Annotated in this window: 16 protein-coding genes and 2 pseudogenes; 8 read left to right on the forward strand and 10 right to left on the reverse strand. The window is 69.4% G+C overall.

Translation table 11 applies throughout. The annotated features are described in order from the left end of the window. The first annotated feature begins 6 nt into the window (after positions 1-6). From Q0653_RS07920 to Q0653_RS07930, 3 genes are read left to right on the forward strand one after another with little or no spacing between them, the layout of a single operon-like run. Positions 7-831: an ABC transporter permease gene (locus Q0653_RS07920; RefSeq protein ID WP_298744914.1), complete on the forward strand. Its 825-nt coding sequence runs from the start codon at positions 7-9 to the stop codon at positions 829-831. Beyond that, positions 828-1,883 (forward strand): ABC transporter ATP-binding protein, encoded by a 1,056-nt coding sequence (locus Q0653_RS07925; RefSeq protein WP_298944020.1) that lies wholly within the window; start codon positions 828-830, stop codon positions 1,881-1,883. Before Q0653_RS07920 ends, Q0653_RS07925 begins: the two co-directional genes overlap by 4 nt. 44 nt (positions 1,884-1,927) lie before the next feature. After that, positions 1,928-2,524: a GNAT family N-acetyltransferase gene (locus tag Q0653_RS07930; RefSeq protein WP_298944021.1), complete on the forward strand. Its 597-nt coding sequence runs from the start codon at positions 1,928-1,930 to the stop codon at positions 2,522-2,524. 19 nt (positions 2,525-2,543) lie between these two features. Here Q0653_RS07930 and cydC (Q0653_RS07935) read toward each other — a convergent pair whose 3' ends face one another. Together cydC (Q0653_RS07935) and Q0653_RS07940 are read right to left on the reverse strand one after the other, a co-directional pair. Then, on the reverse strand, positions 2,544-4,235 hold the full coding sequence (gene cydC, locus Q0653_RS07935) for a thiol reductant ABC exporter subunit CydC (protein ID WP_298744800.1): 1,692 nt from the start codon (positions 4,233-4,235) through the stop codon (positions 2,544-2,546). Next, the gene (locus tag Q0653_RS07940) at positions 4,232-5,239 is read right to left on the reverse strand and encodes an ATP-binding cassette domain-containing protein (RefSeq protein ID WP_298944023.1); all 1,008 of its coding nucleotides are present in this window, start codon (positions 5,237-5,239) and stop codon (positions 4,232-4,234) included. Before Q0653_RS07940 ends, cydC (Q0653_RS07935) begins: the two co-directional genes overlap by 4 nt. Positions 5,240-5,578: 339 nt before the next feature. On the opposite strand from Q0653_RS07940, the gene moaA reads away from it, so the two are divergent. Then, positions 5,579-6,664: a GTP 3',8-cyclase MoaA gene (gene moaA, locus Q0653_RS07945; protein ID WP_298944025.1), complete on the forward strand. Its 1,086-nt coding sequence runs from the start codon at positions 5,579-5,581 to the stop codon at positions 6,662-6,664. A 10-nt stretch (positions 6,665-6,674) separates the two neighbouring features. Here moaA and Q0653_RS07950 read toward each other — a convergent pair whose 3' ends face one another. Continuing rightward, positions 6,675-7,145, reverse strand: coding sequence for a cytochrome d ubiquinol oxidase subunit II (locus Q0653_RS07950; RefSeq protein ID WP_366521980.1), 471 nt, complete (start codon positions 7,143-7,145; stop codon positions 6,675-6,677). On the opposite strand from Q0653_RS07950, the pseudogene Q0653_RS07955 reads away from it, so the two are divergent. After that, a pseudogene (locus tag Q0653_RS07955) lies at positions 7,144-7,806 on the forward strand (DUF2867 domain-containing protein); the annotation flags it as partial. The gene Q0653_RS07950 and the pseudogene Q0653_RS07955 overlap by 2 nt on opposite strands. A 9-nt stretch (positions 7,807-7,815) precedes the next feature. Next, positions 7,816-8,412: a GNAT family N-acetyltransferase gene (locus Q0653_RS07960; RefSeq protein ID WP_298745514.1), complete on the forward strand. Its 597-nt coding sequence runs from the start codon at positions 7,816-7,818 to the stop codon at positions 8,410-8,412. Position 8,413: 1 nt separating this feature from the next. Here Q0653_RS07960 and cydC (Q0653_RS07965) read toward each other — a convergent pair whose 3' ends face one another. The 5 genes from cydC (Q0653_RS07965) to Q0653_RS07985 all read right to left on the reverse strand — a co-directional run bounded on the left by cydC (Q0653_RS07965) (position 8,414) and on the right by Q0653_RS07985 (position 14,975). Further along, on the reverse strand, positions 8,414-10,075 hold the full coding sequence (gene cydC / locus Q0653_RS07965) for a thiol reductant ABC exporter subunit CydC (RefSeq protein ID WP_298944027.1): 1,662 nt from the start codon (positions 10,073-10,075) through the stop codon (positions 8,414-8,416). Next, positions 10,072-11,736, reverse strand: coding sequence for a thiol reductant ABC exporter subunit CydD (gene cydD, locus Q0653_RS07970; RefSeq protein WP_298944029.1), 1,665 nt, complete (start codon positions 11,734-11,736; stop codon positions 10,072-10,074). Before cydD ends, cydC (Q0653_RS07965) begins: the two co-directional genes overlap by 4 nt. Positions 11,737-11,771: 35 nt before the next feature. Continuing rightward, positions 11,772-12,803: a cytochrome d ubiquinol oxidase subunit II gene (cydB, locus tag Q0653_RS07975; RefSeq protein WP_298944382.1), complete on the reverse strand. Its 1,032-nt coding sequence runs from the start codon at positions 12,801-12,803 to the stop codon at positions 11,772-11,774. 9 nt (positions 12,804-12,812) lie between these two features. Beyond that, the gene (locus Q0653_RS07980) at positions 12,813-14,258 is read right to left on the reverse strand and encodes a cytochrome ubiquinol oxidase subunit I (protein ID WP_298944031.1); all 1,446 of its coding nucleotides are present in this window, start codon (positions 14,256-14,258) and stop codon (positions 12,813-12,815) included. Between the two features lie 93 nt (positions 14,259-14,351). Then, positions 14,352-14,975, reverse strand: coding sequence for an ArsR family transcriptional regulator (locus tag Q0653_RS07985; RefSeq protein ID WP_298744787.1), 624 nt, complete (start codon positions 14,973-14,975; stop codon positions 14,352-14,354). A gap of 166 nt (positions 14,976-15,141) precedes the next feature. Between Q0653_RS07985 and Q0653_RS07990 the strand changes: the two genes are divergently transcribed. Next, positions 15,142-15,492: an ASCH domain-containing protein gene (locus Q0653_RS07990; protein ID WP_298944033.1), complete on the forward strand. Its 351-nt coding sequence runs from the start codon at positions 15,142-15,144 to the stop codon at positions 15,490-15,492. Between the two features lie 15 nt (positions 15,493-15,507). Here the strand turns inward: Q0653_RS07990 and Q0653_RS07995 are convergent. Further along, positions 15,508-16,278, reverse strand: a pseudogene (locus Q0653_RS07995) (LLM class flavin-dependent oxidoreductase); the annotation flags it as partial. 20 nt (positions 16,279-16,298) lie between these two features. Between Q0653_RS07995 and Q0653_RS08000 the strand changes: the two are divergent. After that, complete coding sequence (locus tag Q0653_RS08000) at positions 16,299-17,969, forward strand: recombinase family protein (RefSeq protein ID WP_298944034.1); 1,671 nt, start codon at positions 16,299-16,301, stop codon at positions 17,967-17,969. Positions 17,970-18,364: 395 nt separating this feature from the next. Here Q0653_RS08000 and Q0653_RS08005 read toward each other — a convergent pair whose 3' ends face one another. Then, complete coding sequence (locus Q0653_RS08005; protein WP_298944037.1) at positions 18,365-19,132, reverse strand: GIY-YIG nuclease family protein; 768 nt, start codon at positions 19,130-19,132, stop codon at positions 18,365-18,367. Positions 19,133-19,154: the final 22 nt, after the last annotated feature.

The following is a 19,154-nucleotide window of genomic DNA, read 5'->3' on the forward strand; positions in this document are numbered from 1 at the left end:
CGCCGGATACGGCATCCGGATGCCGCAGACCTCCGCCACGGTTTCGCGCCGCGCCTGCTGCTCGTGCCCGCGGTGCTGGGGCTGGCGCTCCTGATCGTGCCGCTGACGGCGCTCGTCGGACGAGTGGACTGGTCGACGCTGTGGGCCGACATCACCTCACCGGAGGCGCTTTCGGCGCTGGGGCTGTCGGTGCTGACCGGCGCGATCGCGACGTGCGTGTGCATCGTGCTCGGGGTGCCGCTGGCACTGCTGATCGCTCGGGCGGAGCACCGTCTGGCGGCCGTTCTTCGCGCTGTCGTGATCGTCCCGCTCGTGCTCCCGCCGATGGTCGGTGGCGTGGCACTGTTGTTTCTGCTCGGCCGCAACGGGTGGCTCGGCAGGCTCCTCGCCGACGTCGGAGTCACGCTGCCCTTCACAACGGCCGCGGTCGTGATCGCGCAGACTTTCGTGGCACTGCCGTTCCTCGTGCTTGCGCTGGAGGGCTCGCTGCGCGGGGCCGGCACTGGCTACGAGCACGCCGCGGCTGCCCTCGGCGCCGGACGCTGGCGGATCCTCTGGCGGGTGACACTGCCGCTCGTGGCGCCCGGGCTGCTGGCCGGCATCGTGCTGTGCTTCGCGCGGGCGATCGGCGAGTTCGGTGCGACGGCGTTGTTCGCCGGCAACGCGCCCGGCGTCACGCAGACCATGCCGCTCGCGATCTACACCGCGTTCAACGGGGCGGGGATCGGGCAGAGCACGGCCGTGGCGCTGTCGCTGTTGCTGCTGGGCACGGCGATCGCGGTGCTGTTGCTCGTGCGGGCCTGGCGTCCGGCGGCAGAGGTTGCGGCATGACCGGTCCCGCCCTCGAAGCGCGCGCCGTGGCGCGCCGGGGCGCGTTCGTACTGGATGTGGCACTACACGTGGACGCGGGGGAGACCGTCGCGATCATGGGGCCGAGCGGCGCGGGCAAGTCGACGCTGCTCGCGGTGCTATCGGGGCTCGTCCGCACGCACGAGGGATACGTGCGCGTCGGCGGTCGCGAGATGTCCGCGCCGGCTGTGCACGTTCCGCCGCAGCGGCGCGGCACCGTGCTGCTGAGTCAGGATGCGCATCTCTTCCCGCACCTGTCGGCCAGGGACAACGTCGCGTTCGGGCTGCATCGCCACGGCATCCGCCGTGCGGACGCCCGGAGGGAGTCGGAGCGCTGGCTCGAGCGTGTCGGCCTGCCCGGGGTCGGCGCACGCTTTCCCCGGCAACTGTCCGGCGGACAGCAGCAACGCGTCGCACTCGCGCGGGCGCTCGCCACCGAGCCGGACGTCCTGCTCCTGGACGAGCCGCTGATCGGACTGGATCCGGAAACGGCGGCGGAGATCCGCGCGATGCTCGGCGATCAGTTGCCGGCTGCAGGCGCGGCGACCGTGCTCGTCACACACGACGTGGTCGACGCCGCCGCGCTGGCAGACCGGCTGCTGCTGCTCGAGGACGGCCGCCGCTCCCAGCACGGCCCGGTCCGCGACGTGCTGGCGACGCCCGCGACGGCGTTCGGCGCGGCGATTGCCGGCGTGAGCCGCGTGCCCGGACGCGTCGGCGGGGGAATGTGGCGTGCGGGGCGTCTCGCGCTGCCCGCGCCGTCACTCGCCGACGGCGCGGCTGTGGCACTCGTGCCGACCGGTGCGGTGCGGCTGGCCCCGCGGGAGAGGGCAGCATCCGATACTCTCGCTGTCTGGACGGCGACGGTCACGCGGCTCGATGCGACCGTCGGCGGAGTCCGTGCGCGCACGGCCGATCCCGCCCTCGGCGTCGACCTGCCCGTCTCCGCCGTCACCGACGGCGCCCTGAGAATCGGTGGCGACGTGCGTTTCGAGGTCGATCCGGCCCACGTGCGGCTCGTCGCCGGGGTGTGAGCCGTCGGAGGGCGACGCGGCGGTCACTGTGGCAGGATCCTGGGATGGCCCGCATCCGCCCCTTCCGCGCCGGCGACGAGCCCGCTCTCGCCGAGATCTGCCTGCGAACGGCCGACGCCGGCGCCGACGCCAGCGGACTGTTCGCCGACGACGATCTGTGGGCGGAAGTGTTCGTGCTGCCCTACGTAGAGAGGCATCCCGATCTGGCATTCGTCGTCGAGACCGACGACGGACGCGTGGCCGGGTACGTCGTCGGCACCGACGACACGCCGGCGTTCGAGGACTGGTTCGCCGGGCACTGGTGGCCGCGGTTCGCGCAGCGCTGGCCGCAGCCCGACGTGGAGCGCACGCGGCAGGACGGATCGCTGATCTACGCGTATGGCCGCCGCGCGGGTGCGGAGCCGTACGGCGAGGCATATCCCGCGCACCTGCACATCGACCTGCTGCCGGAGGTGCAGGGACAGGGGTGGGGGAGACGGCTGATCCAGACGCTCGGCGATGCGCTGGGCGAGCGCGGCGTCTCGGGGATGCACCTGGCAACCGATGCCCGCAACACCGGTGCGGCCGCGTTCTACACGCGGTTGGGCTTCACGCGCCTGGACTCCCATCCGGGTGTGCAGGCATTCGGCCGGTACGCGTGACGTTCGGGCGGCGCGCGGGTCAGTCGCAGACGCGCCCGGCATCCAGGCGCACTGTGCGGTCGACGAGCCCCGCCGGGACCTGCACATGGGAAATCAGCACGACGGCCTGATCTTCGCCGACGGCGCCGAGCAGATCGCTCAGCAGCGCGTCGGATGCCGCCGGATCGACGCCCGCGGTCGGCTCGTCGAGGACCAGGACGGGGAAGGCGCGCAGGATGCCGCGGGCCAGCGCGATGCGCTGCGCCTGACCGCCGGACACGAGGGCACCGCGCTCGCCGACGCGCGCGCCCAGCCCCCCGCGTTCGCGTAGCCACGCGCCGAGGCCGACACGGTCCAGGACAGCTTCGAGTTCGGTGTCGGTCGCCGTGTCCCGGGCGAACAGGAGATTCTGGCGGATGTCTTCGTCGAAGAGCATCGGCTGCTGCTCGCAGAGGCCCACGGTGCGGCGGACGGCATCGGCCGCCGTCGTCGTCACGTCCGTTCCGCCCAGCGTGTAGGTGCCGGCTGCCGGCTCGAGGAACCGGACGAGCACGTGGGCGAGCGTCGTCTTGCCCGCGCCGCTGGACCCCACGACGAGCACGCGCTCACCGGGCCGCACGTCGAGGTCCACCCCGTGCAGTGCCGCCGCGGCGGCACCCGGCCACCGGGCGGACACGCCGCGCAGGCGCAACCCGTCGCCGAGGGGCGCCGGCTCGGCGGCGGGCGCGGATGCCTCGGCGGGCAGCTCGACAGGCACGGAGTCGGGGACGGATGCGGCGATCCTCGTTGCCGCGGCGCGCACCTGCCGCCACGACGAGGCTGCCAGAGGAACAGCCGTGAACACCTCGAAGACGGCCATCGGCACGAGCACCGCGACGGCGAGCGCGGGTCCGGTGATGGTGGCTGCGCCCACCGCGGGCGCCGCCACCATCACCGCGAGCACCGATGCGGCTCCGGCCAGCACCGACACAATCGCCGTCGTTGCCGCCTGCGCGCCGGCGCGACGGGTGACCGCGCGGCGCAGATGTGCGTCGGCGGCATGGATGCGCTCGCGCGACGCGTGCTCGGCGCCGTAGGCGACGAGCACGTCGAGGCTCCCCAGATGATCGAGCACCGCGTCGGCCAGGCGCGCGCGCAGGGGCGCGATCGACCGTTCGGCGCGCGATCCAGACGCCCATCCCCAGCCCGTCGCGACCAGTGCAGCGACAACGAGGCATCCGAGCAGGGTCAATGCCGCCGGCCACCAGACGAACGCGACCAGGACGACCGCGCCGATGGCGACCGCTGTCGAGGACACGAGCGGCAGCACCACCCGAAGGGGGAGGTTCTGCAGTTCGTCGACGTCGTCGACGAGCGCCCCGAGCACCGAGCCGCGCCGCGTACGGGTCAGTCCGTCGGGCGCGAGCGGGATGAGCCGGCGGACGAGGTCGGTGCGCGTTGCCGCGAGCTGGTGCAGTGCGGCATCGTGACTGGCCAGCCGCTCGGTGTAGCGGAAGGCGGCTCGGCTCAGCGCGAACGCGCGCACCCCGACGACCGCGGCGCCGAGGTGGAGCACCGGCGGCTGCTCGCTCGCGAAGACGATGAGCCACGCGCTGCAGGCCAGCAGCGCCACGGCAGACGCTTCGGAGAGAAAACCGCTCGCCGCCCCCGGCAAAAAGCGCCGCAACGGTGGCATCGCGCGGCGGAGGATCGCCCTCGCGGTGGTGGATGTCGGCTTCTCGCGCGCGCTCACACGACCACCTCCATGCCGTGCAGCGTGACGACGGTGTCGGCGATGGCGCGCGCCGTCGACCGGTGCGAGACGAGCAGCACGATCGCACCGGCGTCTGCGAGGGAGCGCAACGCGCGCCAGAGCCCGGCTTCGGTGTCGGCATCCAGAGCGGCGCTGGGCTCGTCGAGCGCGATGACCGGGGCAAGACCGCTCAGATGGCGGTAGATCGCGCGGGCGACGGCGACGCGCTGCGCTTGTCCGCCGGACAGGCCAGCCCCCTGGACGCCGAGCTCCTGGTCGGCGTCGAGGTCCGGCGCCTGCGCGAGCGCGAGCGCCCGGCGCACGCGCTCGGAGGTGGACTCGGTGTCCGGATCGGCATCTGCAGCGGATGCCGGCGGCTCGCCGAGCCGGATGTTCTGCGCGATCGTTCCGCTGACGAGCCCGGGCTGCTGGCCGGCCCACGCCAACCATCTCGAGGGCGCGAGGGTCCGCACGTCATGACCGTCGAACTCGACGGCTCCCTCGGCGTCGGCTGCACCGCGCAGCACGGCAAGGATGCTCGTCTTGCCGCTCCCGCTCGATCCCTCCAGGAGCGTGACCGTACCGGCGTCGGCGGTGAAACCCACCGGGGCCAGTAGCTGCTGCCCCCGCTTCACCCGCAGGTCACGGACGACCAGCGCGAGCGCTCGGCCGCCGGGGGACGTAGAGTGCACTCGCGGCGAGACGGGCGCGGCGCGCCGGTCTGCGGCGGCGTCGAGGACGCCGAAGACATCGTCCGTGGCGGCGACACCTTCGGCTGCCGCGTGAAACTGTACACCGACCTGCCGCAGCGGCAGGTATGCCTCGGGCGCCAGCAGCAGCACGAACAGTCCCACCGCGAGGGCCAGTGAGCCGTCGATCAGGCGGAAGCCGACCGAGACGGCGACGATCGCGACCGAGATCGACGCGAGCAGCTCCAACGCGAAGCCGGAGAGGAAGGAGACCCGCAGCACCCGCATGGTCTCGCGGCGGTACGCGGCGGTCACGGCCGCGATCGACGACACGGCGCGGAACTGGCGCCCGAAGATCTTGAGCGTCGATCGCTCCCGTGATCGCCCGGGTGAGCAGCGCGGCGAAGAGGACGATGACGAGCGTCTGAGCCAGGCTGATCGCCGCAATCGCGACGAAAAATCCGCGCGATGCCGTCGCGTACCGCAGCAGCCGGGGATCGACCGGCCGCGCGCGTGTGCGCGCGGGTGAGGGATCGGTAGCCGGCATCCCTCGACCCTCTCAGATCACACCGGTGGGGCCGACTCCCCGTCGCGCCGGGAATACCCACGGCAAACCACCTGGGCGATGCCGACCCCGAAAGGTAGTCTCGGACAATGGTCGCCGTCCCCGTCATCCGCACCCGGCCCCGCCGTGGTGATGAACGAGCGCGGTCCGTGGCCACCGGTGGCCCCGGCGATCCCCTGGTCGATCGGTTCGGGCGCGTGCACCGGGATTTGCGCATCTCGCTGACGGACCGTTGCTCGCTGCGCTGCACCTACTGCATGCCCGAGCAGGGCAACGAGTGGCTGGCACGTACCAGCATCCTCACCGTCGACGAGATCGAACGCGTCGCGCGCGTGGCGGCAGCCTCCGGCATCACGACCTTCCGGTTGACCGGCGGCGAGCCCTTGCTGCGCCCGGATATCGTCGAGGTCGTGCGGCGTCTGTCCGCGATCCGGACGCCCGGCGGCGCGGCGATCGACCTGGCGATGACGACAAACGGCATCCGCCTCGCCGAGCTCTTGGAACCGTTGCGCGCGGCCGGACTCGGGCGCCTCAACATCTCGATCGACACGCTCGACCCTGTCAGGTTCCGCGAACTCACTCGGCGCGACCGTCTGGATGAGGTGCTGGCCGGCATCGCGGCAGCCGCCGCGTCCGACCTCCGGCCGCTCAAACTCAACGCGGTCGCGATGCGCGGTGTCAACGACGACGCGCTCATCGACCTTGTCGACTTCGCGCTCGCGCACGACGCGCAACTGCGGTTCATCGAGCAGATGCCCCTCGACGCCGGGCACACGTGGGACCGCGCGTCGATGGTGACCCGGTCGGAGATCCTGGACGCACTGTCGACGAGATGGCGCTTGACGCCGGTGCCCGGGCGGGGCGGCGCGCCCGCCGAGAAGTGGGCCCTGGACGGAGGACCGGCGACCGTCGGGGTGATCGCGTCGGTGACGGCGCCGTTCTGTGGCGACTGCGACCGACTGCGCCTGACGGCCGACGGGCAGTTGCGCAACTGCCTGTTCTCCCCCGGAGAGTACGACCTCGTGCCGGCGCTGCGCGGTGCAGACCGCACCGCGACGGACACGTCGGTGGATGCCGTGCTCCGCGCGTGCATCGCAGGAAAGCTCCCCGGACACGCGATCGATGATCCGTCGTTCCTGCAGCCGACGCGCGGCATGAACGCCATCGGCGGCTGACCGCGCGAGGTCAGTGCACGAGCGCGGCGGCCTTCTCGATCGTCGTGCGGCTCACGCGCTTACGGAAGATCCAGTAGGTCCACCCCTGGTAGAGCAGCACGAGCGGCAGGAAGATCACGGCAGCCCAGGTCATGATCGTCAGCGTGTAGTCCGTGCTCGACGCATTCTCGATCGTCAGGGTGAACGCCGGATCGGTCGAGGAGGGCATGACGTTCGGGAAGAGCGCGAACCAGAGCGTCAGAACGGCAAAGGCGACAGTTCCGGCGCCGAAGCCGAAAGCCCAGCCCTCGCGGTCTCGCGTATTGGCCAGCACCGACGCGATCAGCAGCGCGGCGGCGACGGCGGCGCACAGCACGACGAGCCCGACGAGCGGAGCGGCGTTGCCGAAGGCGGCCGCGACGGTCCACGCGAGGAAGATCGCGGCGACGACGACCGTGAGAAGTCCGGATCGCAGCGCGAGCTTCCGGGCATCCAGCCGTATCGGCGGTCCCGACGTGTTGCGCTACGGCCAGATGATGAACGGGTACGCCGTTGAGGCAGGCCTCCCACAGCGGGCGATCGCTCCGTTGCCGGTGCTCACTCCGGGACTCGCGTCGCACTGGGTGAACCTCGTCACGCCCGTGCCGCGCTCGATCGCGCGACCCCTCATCGCCTCGCTCGTGCACGACTGCGTCATGGACGATCACGACATCGATGACCTGATTCTTCCGCCCGAAGACGGGTTGACCCCGTACCGCCGCGCCGTGGCGCTCGCGCTCGGCCGCGTCGAGGCCGACACGGTCGAGACGAGTTGGCAGGATGCCGAGGTCACCGGCCTCCCGTCCGATCCGCTGCCGAGCGACCCGGAGTGGGCCGGTCGTACGGTCTACACCGATCATCAGTCCATGCACACGACCGCGTCGCCTGAGCGGTTGTGGGCGGTGATCGCCGGGATCGGCGGCGAGAACGGGTGGTATTCCGCACCACTGCTCTGGGCCGTCCGCGGGTGGATGGATCGCCTCGTCGGTGGCGTCGGGCTCGCGGGCCGGTTGTATTGGCTGGCCGTGCTCCCGTTCCACGGATTCATCTTCCGAGGCATGGCCGAGCGGATCACGGCGACAGCCGAGGCGGATGAGGCCGAGGCGGGTGAGGCCGGATCGTAGACTCGCCGGATGGCACACATCCGTCCCTTCCGCCCCGGCGACGAGCCCGCGCTCGCCGGCATCTGCCTGAAGACGGCGGATGCCGGCGCCGACGCGACGGGCATCTTCGCCGACGATGATCTCTGGGCGGAGGTCTTCGTTCTCCCGTATGTGGCGCGGCATCCCGATTTCGCGTTCGTCGTCGAAACGGACGATGGGCGGGTCGCCGGCTATGTCGTCGGCGCTCCCGACACTCGAGCTTTCGAAGACTGGTTCGCAGCCGAATGGTGGCCCCGGTGGGCTGAGCGGTGGCCACGGCCCGACGTCGAGACCACCCGCCAAGACGGCACCCTGGTGTACGCCTACAGCCGGCGTGCCGGAGCGGAGCCGTACGGTGACACGTATCCCGCGCACCTTCACATCGACCTGCTTCCCGAGTTGCAGGGCCAGGGGTGGGGGAGGCGGTTGATCGACACGCTCGCCGAGGTTCTGCGCGCGGAGGGCGTGCGCGGGCTGCATCTGGCGACGGGCATCGAGAATACGGGCGCGATCGCGTTCTACACGCGTCTCGGATTCACCCCGCTCGTCTCCCACCCGGGAGTGCAGGCGTTCGGGCGCGAACTGTAGGTCAGGAGACCAGCTGCCCCGCCTCGAGGCGGACGACCCGATCGATCAGCTGTTCCGGTACCGTCACGTGCGAAATCAGGACGACGGCCTGATCGGGACCCACGGCCGAAAGGAGGTCGCTCAGCAGAGCATCGGATGCCGCGGGATCGACCCCCGCGGTCGGCTCGTCGAGGACGAGCACGGGGAATCCGTGGAGGAGTGCGCGGGCGAGCGCGATGCGCTGTGCTTGACCGCCCGACACCAGTGCGCCGCGTTCACCGACGCGAGCGTCGAGACCACCGCGGTCGCGCAGCCAGGGCCCGAGGCCGACGCGCTCGAGCACGTGCTCGAGGTCGTCGTCGGTCGCGTCGTCGCGCGCGAAGAGGAGATTCTGGCGGATGTCCTCGTCGAACAGCATCGGGCGCTGCTCGCAGAGGCCCACCGTGCGGCGGACATCGTCGGCGGCGCACGCGTGCACGTCGACGCCGCCGATCGTGTAGGCGCCGGTGGCATCGAGGAAGCGCACGAGCACGTGCGCGAGGGTGCTCTTTCCCGCGCCGCTGGAACCGATGACGAGCAGCCGTTCTCCGGGTGCGACGTCGAGATCGATGTCGTGGAGTGCGGGGGATGCCGCACCCGGCCACGTAGCGGAAACGCCGCGCAGGCGGAGCCCCTCGCCGAGGAGGGGGCCGGTGCCGGTGGGTGTTCCCTGGTCGCGCACGAGGCCGGCGGGGACGACGTCGGGGGTAGCGGCGGCGATGCGCGTGGCCGCAGCGCGCACCCCGCGCCACGAGGATGCCGCGAGCGGAACGGAGGTGAAGACCTCGAACACGGCCATCGGGATCAGGACCGCAACGGCGAAGGCGGGTCCGGTGAGGCCACCGGAGGCGAGCTCCGGGGCCGCGACGAGCACCGCGCGAACGGACGCGATTGCGGCCAGGAGCGACACCAACGCGGTCGCTCCGGCCTGCGCACCCGCGCGACGGACGACGGCTCGCCGCACGTCGGCGTCGGCCGCGGCGATGCGGTCGCGGCTGGACTCCTCGGCACCGCAGGCGACGAGGACATCGAAACTGCCCAGGTGATCGAGCACGGCGTCGGCGAGGCGTCCCCGCAACGGGGCGATGGAGCGTTCGGCCCGCGCGCCCGCGATCCAGCCCCACCCCGCGGCGATGAGCCCCGCGGCGATCAGGCAGGCCAGGAGCGTGAGCCCGGCCGGCGGGTGAATGATCGCCACGAGGATCACGGCACCGACCGCGACGGCGGCGGAGCCGAGGAGGGGCTGAACCACCCGGAGGGGCAGGTTCTGCAGCTCGTCGACGTCGTCGACGAGCGACCCGAGAATCGAGCCGCGGCTCGTGCGGGTGAGTCCATCCGGGGCGAGTGGGATGAGCCTGCGCACCAAATCGGTGCGGGTGGAGGCCAGTTGGCGGAGTGCCGCATCGTGGCCCGCCAGGCGTTCGACATAACGGAAGACCGCGCGACTGAGGGCGAAGGCCCGCACCCCGACGACGGCCATCGAGATGTACAGAACCGCCGGCTGCTCGGACGCGCGGACGATCAGCCACGCGCTCACCGCGAGGAGTGCCACGGCCGACGCTTCCGACAGGAATCCTGCCATCGCCCCCGGCCAGAAACGGCGCGCGGGTGGCATCGCCCCGCGGAGGACCTCGGCGGCGGTCATGCGGGCACCGTCGCAGCGGCAAGGGTGATGACCTGGTCTGCGATGGATCGGGCGGACGTCCGGTGCGAGACCACGAGGACGATCGCACCTCGATCGGCGACGTCGCGGATCGAGGCCCACAGCGCAGCTTCGGTCCGTTCGTCGAGGGCGGCGCTCGGTTCGTCGAGCGCGACCACGGTGCCCCACCCGCGTGCGCGGCGGTAGAACGCGCGGGCCACCGACACACGCTGCGCCTGCCCGCCGGAGAGCCCCGAGCCCTGCACGCCGAGTGTTCGGGCGGGATCCAGTGCGCTCGCGCATGCCTGGTGGAGGCTCCGCGCGACGAGATCGGCGTCCGGCGCCGGGTCGCCCAGAGTGATGTTCTCGGCGATGGTTCCGGCGGTGAGCCCCGGATTCTGCCCCGCCCACGCGAACCACGCCGATGGCGTGTGGGTGGCAGCATCCGCACCGCCGAGCGTGATGGCACCGTCGAACTCCGCTGCACCGCGGAGCGCCGCCAGCAGGCTGGATTTGCCCGCACCGCTCGGGCCGTCGATCAGGGTCACGGTGCCGGGAGTCGCGCGCAACGACACCCGGGGCAACACGCGGTCGCCGCGGCGGACGCGCACCCCGTCGAGCAGCAGTGGCCCGTGTGCGGGTGTGGTCGCCGGTTCGGTCGTCATGGATGCCGGCGTCGCCGTGCGTGCCGCGTCGAGAACCGCGAACACATCCTCGGTGGCGGCGACGCCTTCGGCCGCCGCGTGGAACTGCACCCCGACTTGACGGATCGGAAGGTAGGCCTCGGGAGCCAGCAACAACACGAAGAGCCCGACGCTGAGCGCCAGTGACCCGTCGATCAGGCGGAATCCGATCGTCACCGCCACGATCGCGACCGCGACCGAGGCCATGAATTCGAGGGCGAATCCGGACAAGAACGACACACGCAACACACGCATCGTCTCGGTGCGGTAGGTGCCCGTGACGCGTTCGATCGAGGTGGCGGCCCGGTGTTGCCGGCCGAACACCGTGAGGGTCGACAGTCCCTGGACCGTGTCGGCGAAGCGTGCGGCGAGCGTCTGCAGCGTGGCCCACTGCTTCTGCTGTACGGCGCGGGTCGCCAGGCCGATCAGCACCATGAACAGCGGGATCAGGGGGAGGGTGAGCACCACGATGAGCCCGGAGATCCAGTCCTGCCACCACATCACGGCGATGAGGATCGGTGTCGCGATGACCGTTTGGACGAGCTGGGGAAGATAGCGACCGAAGTAGGCGTCGAGCGCGTCGAGGCCGCGGCCGGCGGTCACGGCGAGGCGCGCGGTATTGGCGGTGCCGAGCCAGCCTGCGCCGAGCCGAGAGACGGCGGCGAGCAGATGCCCGCGCAACTGCAGCTCGACGCGCGCGGCGGCACGCGCGGAGACGACTTCGCGCGCCCAGAGGAGGAGGGCGCGGAGAGCGGCGACGCCGGCGAGCCATCCGAGGAGAGCGCCGACGTCGTCGCCCGCGATGGCCCCGACGATGACCTGGGTCAGTAGCCACGCGAACGCGACGATCACGAGCGTCTGGGCGAAACCGATCGCGCCGATCGCGACGAAGAAGAGACGGGATGCCGCCGCGTAGCGCAGGAGTCGGGGATCGACCGGGCGCCCTCGCGTCGGGGCGGGCTGCTTCTCGGGTTCCGGCATCCTTCGATCCTGCCCTACGTGGCCGTGACAGCGGGTCAGTGCCCGGCGGCGGCGGCCTTCTCGATCGTCGTGCGGCTCACGCGCTTGCGGAAGATCCAGTACGTCCACCCCTGGTAGAGCAGCACGAGGGGGAGGAAGATCACGGCGGCCCAGGTCATGATCGTCAGCGTGTAGTCGGTACTCGATGCGTTCTCGATCGTCAGATGGAATGCCGGGTCCGTCGAGGAAGGCATGACGTTCGGGAAGAGCGCGAACCACAGTGTCAGAACGGCAAAGGCCACGGTTCCGGCGCCGAAGCCGAAAGCCCAGCCCTCTCGGTCGCGCGTATTGGCCAGCACCGACGCGATCAGGAGCGCGGCGGCCACGGCCGCGCACAGCACGACGAGCCCGACGAGCGGAGCGGCGTTGCCGAAGGCGGCCGCGACGGTCCACGCGAGGAAGATCGCGGCGACGACGACCGTGAGAAGTCCGGATCGCAGCGCGAGCTTCCGGGCATCCAGCCGTACCTGGCCGTCGGTCTTGAGCGCGACGAAGTACACGCCGTGCGTGAAGAACAACAAGAGCGTCGTGAGGCCGCCGAGCAGCCCATACGGGTTCAGGAGCGTCAAGAGAGACCCGGTGAACTCATGATCGACATCGAGCGGGACACCCTGCACGATGTTGGCGACGGCAACACCCCAGAGGAACGCGGGGACGGCGGAGCCGATCACGATCATGCGGTCGAAGCCCGCCTTCCAGCGCAGACTGTCGCGCTGGTGCCGGTATTCGAAAGACACACCACGCAGGATCAGGGCGAGCAGGATGAGCAGCAGCGCGAGGTAGAAGCCGCTGAACAGCGTCGCATACCACTCGGGGAATGCAGCGAAGAGGCAGGCACCGGCGACGATGACCCACGTTTCGTTGAGATCCCAGACCGGCCCGATCGTGTTGATGATCTGGCGACGCGAGACGTCGTCCTTGCCGAGGAACGGGAGAGACATGCCGACACCGAAGTCGAAGCCGTCGAGGACGAAGTACCCGACGAAGAGCACTCCGACGATGAAGAACCAGACATATGCGAGATCCATCATGCGCTCCTAGTAGACCGTCGTCGGCGTGTTCTCGACCGAGGGCTCTTCGGCCTCGGGGCTCCCCGGTTCGGGCAGCGGATCGGGTCCCTTGTGAGAGGTCTTCATGATGAGACCGACTTCGACGACCGCGAGCACCGCATAGATCACGGTGAACGACACGAGTGAGATGAGAACGGTCCATCCGGGCACACTCGGTGAGACACCGTCCTCGGTGAGCATGAGCCCGAACACGATCCAGGGCTGCCGGCCCATCTCGGTGAAGACCCAGCCGACGAGGATGGCGACCAGCGAGGCCGGCCAAGCCCAGATCGCGAGCTTCCATGCCCAGGCCGGAACATCACGCTTCGCCTTCTTGCGGGTGAGCCAGAGACCCACGACCGCCGTCAGGGCTGCGATGCCACCGAGGCCGATCATCCAACGGAACGACCAGTACGTGACCCAGAGGATCGGTGCGAAGTTGCCGTCGACCTGATCGGCGAACTGGGGGAACAGCTCGTTCGTATACAGCAGGTTGAGGTCGTTGATCCCCTCGACGCAGCCGTCGAGCGACTGCGTCGACAGGAACGCCAGAAGATAGGGGACGCGGATCGAGAAGAGCTCACTCGTTCCGTCGGGGGTGCCGAGCGTGAAGATCGAGAACGACGCATCCGCGCTGCAGGCGGAGTCGAACATTGCCTCCGCAGCCGCCATCTTCATCGGCTGGGTCTGCACCATGACGAGACTCAGCTGGTCGCCGGACAGGGCGACCCCCGCGAAAGCGATGATCATGCCCCAGAGGCCATAGCGAAGGGACGTGCGCATCATGTCGATGTTCTGCCCCCGGATCAGATGCCAGGCCGAGATCGAGATGATCACGCCCATCGTCATCATGAACGCCGAGAACAGGGTGTGGGGGAGGGCTGCCAGTGCCACGGGATTCGTGAGGACCGCGAAGAAGTCGTTCATCTCGGCGCGGCCGCCGTCTTGCGCCATCTGGTAGCCGACCGGGTTCTGCATGAAGGCGTTGGCGGCGAGGATGAAGTAGGCGGAGAACCACGCACCGATCGTCGCGATCCAGATGCTGGCGAGATGCAGACCCTTCGGGAGCTTGTCCCAGCCGAAGATCCAGAGGCCGATGAAGGTCGCTTCGAAGAAGAAGGCCATCAGGCCTTCGAATGCGAGCGGCGCGCCGAAGACGTCACCGACGAAGCGGGAGTAGGACGACCAGTTCATGCCGAACTGGAACTCCTGCACGATTCCCGTCACGACGCCCATGGCGAAGTTGATGAGGAAGATCTTCCCGAAGAACCGGGTGAGGTGCAGCCACTTCAGGTTTCCGGTTCGGTACCAGGCGCTCTGGAAGATCGCGACCGTCAGTGCCATGCCGAGAGTCAGCGGCACGAACAAGAAGTGGTACAGCGTCGTCAAACCGAACTGCCACCGCGCGAGCAGCAGCGGATCAAGAAAATCCATCCCACGTCCTCCCCAAGTCCGGGTCTTCCCTGTAACTGAAGGTACTCAGCGGGCACTCAGGTTTGAAGAGGACCGCGCCGTGAATAATCGCCGTCAATTGCGGCCACCGGCGTGGAGAAGCTGCACGACGCACCCGCGAGGATCGCACGACGAGCGCATTCCGTCGACGGAGAGCGGCCCCCCCGCTTCGTTCAGCACGCCCTGCATGAGACTGAGGTGCACGCTGCACAACACGTCGCGATGCTCTGCCTGCGCCGTCGCCTGTGCGCACGGAGTCAGGTCGATGGTCAGTTCGCTCTCATCCACGAGCGGATCGAAGCCGGCATCGATCAGATCGTCGACGAGGGCATCGACCTGGTGGAGGGCAGCGGTGTCGAGTTCGGGCGCGAGCCCGGGGATGACCCGGCGCATCAGATCGCCGCGCTCTGCGGCCGCACGCACCTTGCGCTGCTGGACGGCGCTGGACGATGCCGCGCCGTCGGCCGCGCTGTAGAGCACGCGCGGACGCCCGCGGGTCTTGCGGTCCTCGGCGGCGGAGATCACATAGCCGTCTTCGATCAGGCGCTGCAGGTGCTCGCGTACTGTGTTCGCGTGCAGGCGCGTGGACTCCACGATCTCAGCGACCGTGCGCCGCGGTTGCTCCTGGATGAGGTGGAGGATTTCGACGCGCGAGTAGCTCGAGATTGCACTGTACCCCGCGGGGCGCCCTGTGGTCATACCTCATATTATTCACGGCTTTGCGCCCACGCGCGACCGTTTCCCGAATGTTTTTTCACACCGGCGGCATCGGATTCGGACAGATGCACCGGATTCGGGTCAGAAGGGACTTTCCCGGCCGATTCTGCGGCATCCATCCGATTCTGATCTCGCCTACCATCGAGCGGTGGATACTCACCCGACCATCAGCAGGTTCTGGGAGCAGTGCCGTGGCGCCGTCGAAGGGTTGCCGAGCACAGTTCCGGATGCCTGGGCTTTCGGCGCGACGCCCGCGCACGCCGATGAGCTGCTGGCGCTGGTGCTCGACGGGGTGAAGACGGCCACTGCGTCCTCCCTGTGGGATTACGAGGCGACCGGGGAGCCCGTCCCCGCGGTCGACAGCTACAGCATCCTGCTCGAGTCCCACGAACGCTACTGGCGGGCGCACTCGGAGAACGCCCGCGGATTCGAGCCGGATATGCCGGTCGTGTGTGAGGGCTTTCGGCTGATGTACGCCGCGTCGTCTCCGCTCGCGTGAGGATGTTCGCCCGCGTCAGCTCAGCGTGGACTTCCAGCCGAGCGCCGGTGCGACGTGGGTCGCAAACGCCTCGATGATCCGCAGGTTGAACTCGACACCCAGTTGGCTCGGGATCGTCAGCATGAGGGTGTCGGCGGCGGCGATCGCGGCATCCTGCTGCAACTGCTCGATCAGGACGTCCGGCGCCGCGGCGTATGTCTTGCCGAACGTCGAGCGGAACCCGTCGATGTAGCCGATGCCGTCGCCCTCGTTCGAGTGGCCGAAGTACAGCTCGTCTTCGGCGGTCGTGATCGGGAAGATCGAGCGGCTGACGGAGGTGCGGGCGGTTCCCGGATGCCCGGCTGCCCGCCAGGCCGCGTGGAACTGTTCGATCTGCTCGGCCTGGAGGATGTCGAACGGCCGGCCATCGGCCTCGGTCAACAGGGTCGAGGACATGAGGTTGACGCCCTTCCGCCCAGCCCACTCGGCGGTGTCGCGCGTGCCGGCACCCCACCAGATGCGCGAGCGCAGACCCTCGGAGTGCGGTTCGATCCGGTGCATCCCGGTGCTGCCGCCGAAGGGGCTCTGTGCATCGCGCTCGGCGAGGCCTTCGCCCTCGATGGCCCGCAGGAACAGATCGAAGTGGTCGCGTGCCAGGTCGGCGCCGCGCGGGTCTTCTCCGGAGTAGCCGAATGTCTCGTAGCCGCGGATGACGGTCTCGGGTGACCCGCGGCTCACGCCGAGCGCGAGCCGGCCGCCCGAGATCAAATCGACCGCCGCGGCTTCTTCGGCGAGGTAGAGCGGGTTGCCGGTGTTACATTAGGGCAATGAAGACGAACGCCCGGAAAGCCGCGATCTACGCCCGTATTTCGGTCGAGGATGAGAACGTGCCCAAGGTCGAGCACCAAGTCGCCGCGTGCCGAGCGCTCGCCGGGGATGACTACACGATCGCCGAGGCGCATGTGTTCACCGATCCCGGCATTCCGGCGACGGGCAAGAGCATCCGCGAAGGTACGCGCGCCAAGCGTCCCGGCTTCGACGCCCTGCTCTACGCCGCCGAGCGGGGCGAGTTTGACGCCATCATCGCCGTTGCCGGTGACCGTCTCGCGCGCAACTATCCCGATGGGCTCGACATCGTGGACGCATGCGCGGCGGGCGACGTCGTGCTCTTGCTCGATGACGACGGCGTGCTCGATCCCCGCACACCGGGCGGCGAAGAGCGGGCTATGTCCCTGTTCACGGGCGGACGTCGCGAGATCCGCACGCGCTCGGCCAAGCAACGCCGCCGATACGATGCCGAGACGCTCCAGGGCATGCCCCTGTGGGGTCGTCGCCCGTTCGGCTTCGATTGGGTCGAAGAGGTCAACCGACACGGCAAGGTGTCCCGACGCGCGACGATCCACAACGAACGCGAGGCCGAGGCGATCCGCTGGGCGGTCGAATGGTTCCCGACGCCCGAGGGGTCGCTCTACGGCATCATCGCCGAGTGGAAGCGGCGCGGCCTCACGACGACGGCGGCGGGTTATGCGCGGCGTAAGCCGGTCGCGGGTGACGTCGCATTCTCGGGGGATTGGACGAACGCGAGCGTTCGGAGCATCCTCACCAATCCCCGTATCGCGGGACTCGTGAAGCGGGGCGGGGAGATCGTGACCGGCGATGACGGCCAGCCGATCAAGGCCGCGTGGGAGCCAATCGTGGGCCGCGAGGCGTGGCAAGCGGTCCTAGACAAACTCGCCGATCCGACGCGCCACACGGCCAAGGGGCGCAAGCCGCACAGCGTCGGGTCGGGCATCGCGCTGTGCGTGTGCGGTCTGCCCCTGCGGGCAACGACGATCAAGGGCAAGCCTCGGGATGAGCGCGGCGTGATCATCGCCGAGGCCGAGCCGGTCAAGCTCCCCGGCTTGCGCTGTGACGTGTCGCGCAACCAATGGCGCGAGCGTATGGACGTGCCCCGGCATGTGAGCGTGCGCGACGACGTGCTCAATCCGCTCATCGCGGATGCCGTAGCGGCGGCGTTCCTCTTCGGTCCCGCCGATCTCATCCCGAGTGGGGCCGTCGATCTGCGGCCCGTCGAGGCCGAGCTAGCCGAGTTGCGCGAGGCCGAGGCGAACGCCGCCGCGCTCGCGTTGCTTGGGGGCGTGGCGGGCGGCATCGCGACGGCGCGCATTGTCGAGATTCACGCCCGCGTCGCCGAGCTACAGGCCGCACGAGTCGAGGCCGTGAGCGCGAGCGCGCACGCCGCCATGGTCGTTGATCTGCGCGCCGAGCTGTGGGGCGGCGAGCGCGTGAACATCGCGGATGCCGCCGAGGCTAAGCGCGCCCTACGCGAGCGTTTCGAGTCGCTCCCGCTCGGACAGCGCCGCGAGCTTGTGCGCGTCCTGCTCGCCGTGCGCGTGCTCCCCGGCCAGGGCGTGAAGCTCGCGCCCGAGCGCCGGGTGAGGATCGTTCACAAGGTCGTGACGTCGCTGAACGATGCCGAGGCGGCAGACGTGGCCTGACGGCCCGCTGAGCGCCTTAGAGCGGCCCTGGATGACCCGGGGCCGTCGTGCGTCTACAGGGGCGCTCGCAGTGCCCGACCAAGGCGCCTTACGCTGGATGCATGAGACGAAACGGGGAGCCGATCAGCGCTGACGATCCCCGTCATGGAACGGCAAACGGTTACGGCAACCTCGGATGCCGTTGCGCGCCTTGCCGTGCCGCGCACGCGGCGAATCACAGCGCCTACATCAAGCGTCAGCGCGAGGCTGGGCGAGTCATTGGCTCGCACGGGTCGAGCGTCGCCTACGACACTGGGTGTCGTTGCGACAAGTGCCGCGTGGCGCATAACGCCCGATCCGTCGAGAAGAAGCGCCGCATCCGAGCTCGCGGACGTACGGACGTCTAGCGTCGGTCGTCAGTCTCCACTGCCCTCATCCTCGGTCGGATACAGAACGGAACCGATCAGCCCTTCGACTGAGATCGCGCTAGGGTCCGGCGCGGCCTCACCCTCGGCATGCTTGAACCGCTCGGCGGCCTTATAGGCGAGGCGAACTGCTTGGATGACAAGCACTCGGCGAAGCCCGGCGGAAACTTCGCCACGCTCATATGCCACGGCGGCAAGCCGTGAGATCGTCTCTGCTCGGCGGGCAATCCTGACGTCTGGATGGCCGCGATCAGCACGCGTCTTGTCGGAGATGAGCGTGAACCGATAGGACTCGGGCAAGTCGATTGGCTTCGACACTGGAGGGATCTTCTCGTTCAAGATCGCGCCGAACTTGCTGTTCTCGATCGCCTGGAGGTAGGCCGAGTACTCGTGCTTGTCGAGATTGGTTTGCGCGGCGTCGAAAGCGGCTTTGTCATCTCTCTTGCTCGGCGTATCTTGCAGGTCCCAGAGGGGCCAGACCTCCAACTCTGCGACCTCGAACACGTCGAGAATACGCATAGCCACCGCGTCAGTTCGCTGGTTGGTGAGGTGCCGATTCAGCCGCGTCGCGAGGCTTTCCTTTGTCTGACCAACGTAGATCGGCTCGCCGTCGTAGTCGTAGAAAGCGTAGACGCCCCATTTCGCCCCGGTGACGCGCCGCCCCTGCTTGTCGGTGGCCTTCTTGGCATCGTCAAAGAGTGAGCGAAACTCTCTCACGATCTCGGCAGGAAGGTCTTTCTTCTTTGGCTTCTTCCCCACCTCGGTCGTGCGGGGACGGCTA

Origin of the sequence: uncultured Microbacterium sp. (assembly GCF_947488465.1) — a bacterium.
Taxonomy (GTDB): domain Bacteria; phylum Actinomycetota; class Actinomycetes; order Actinomycetales; family Microbacteriaceae; genus Microbacterium.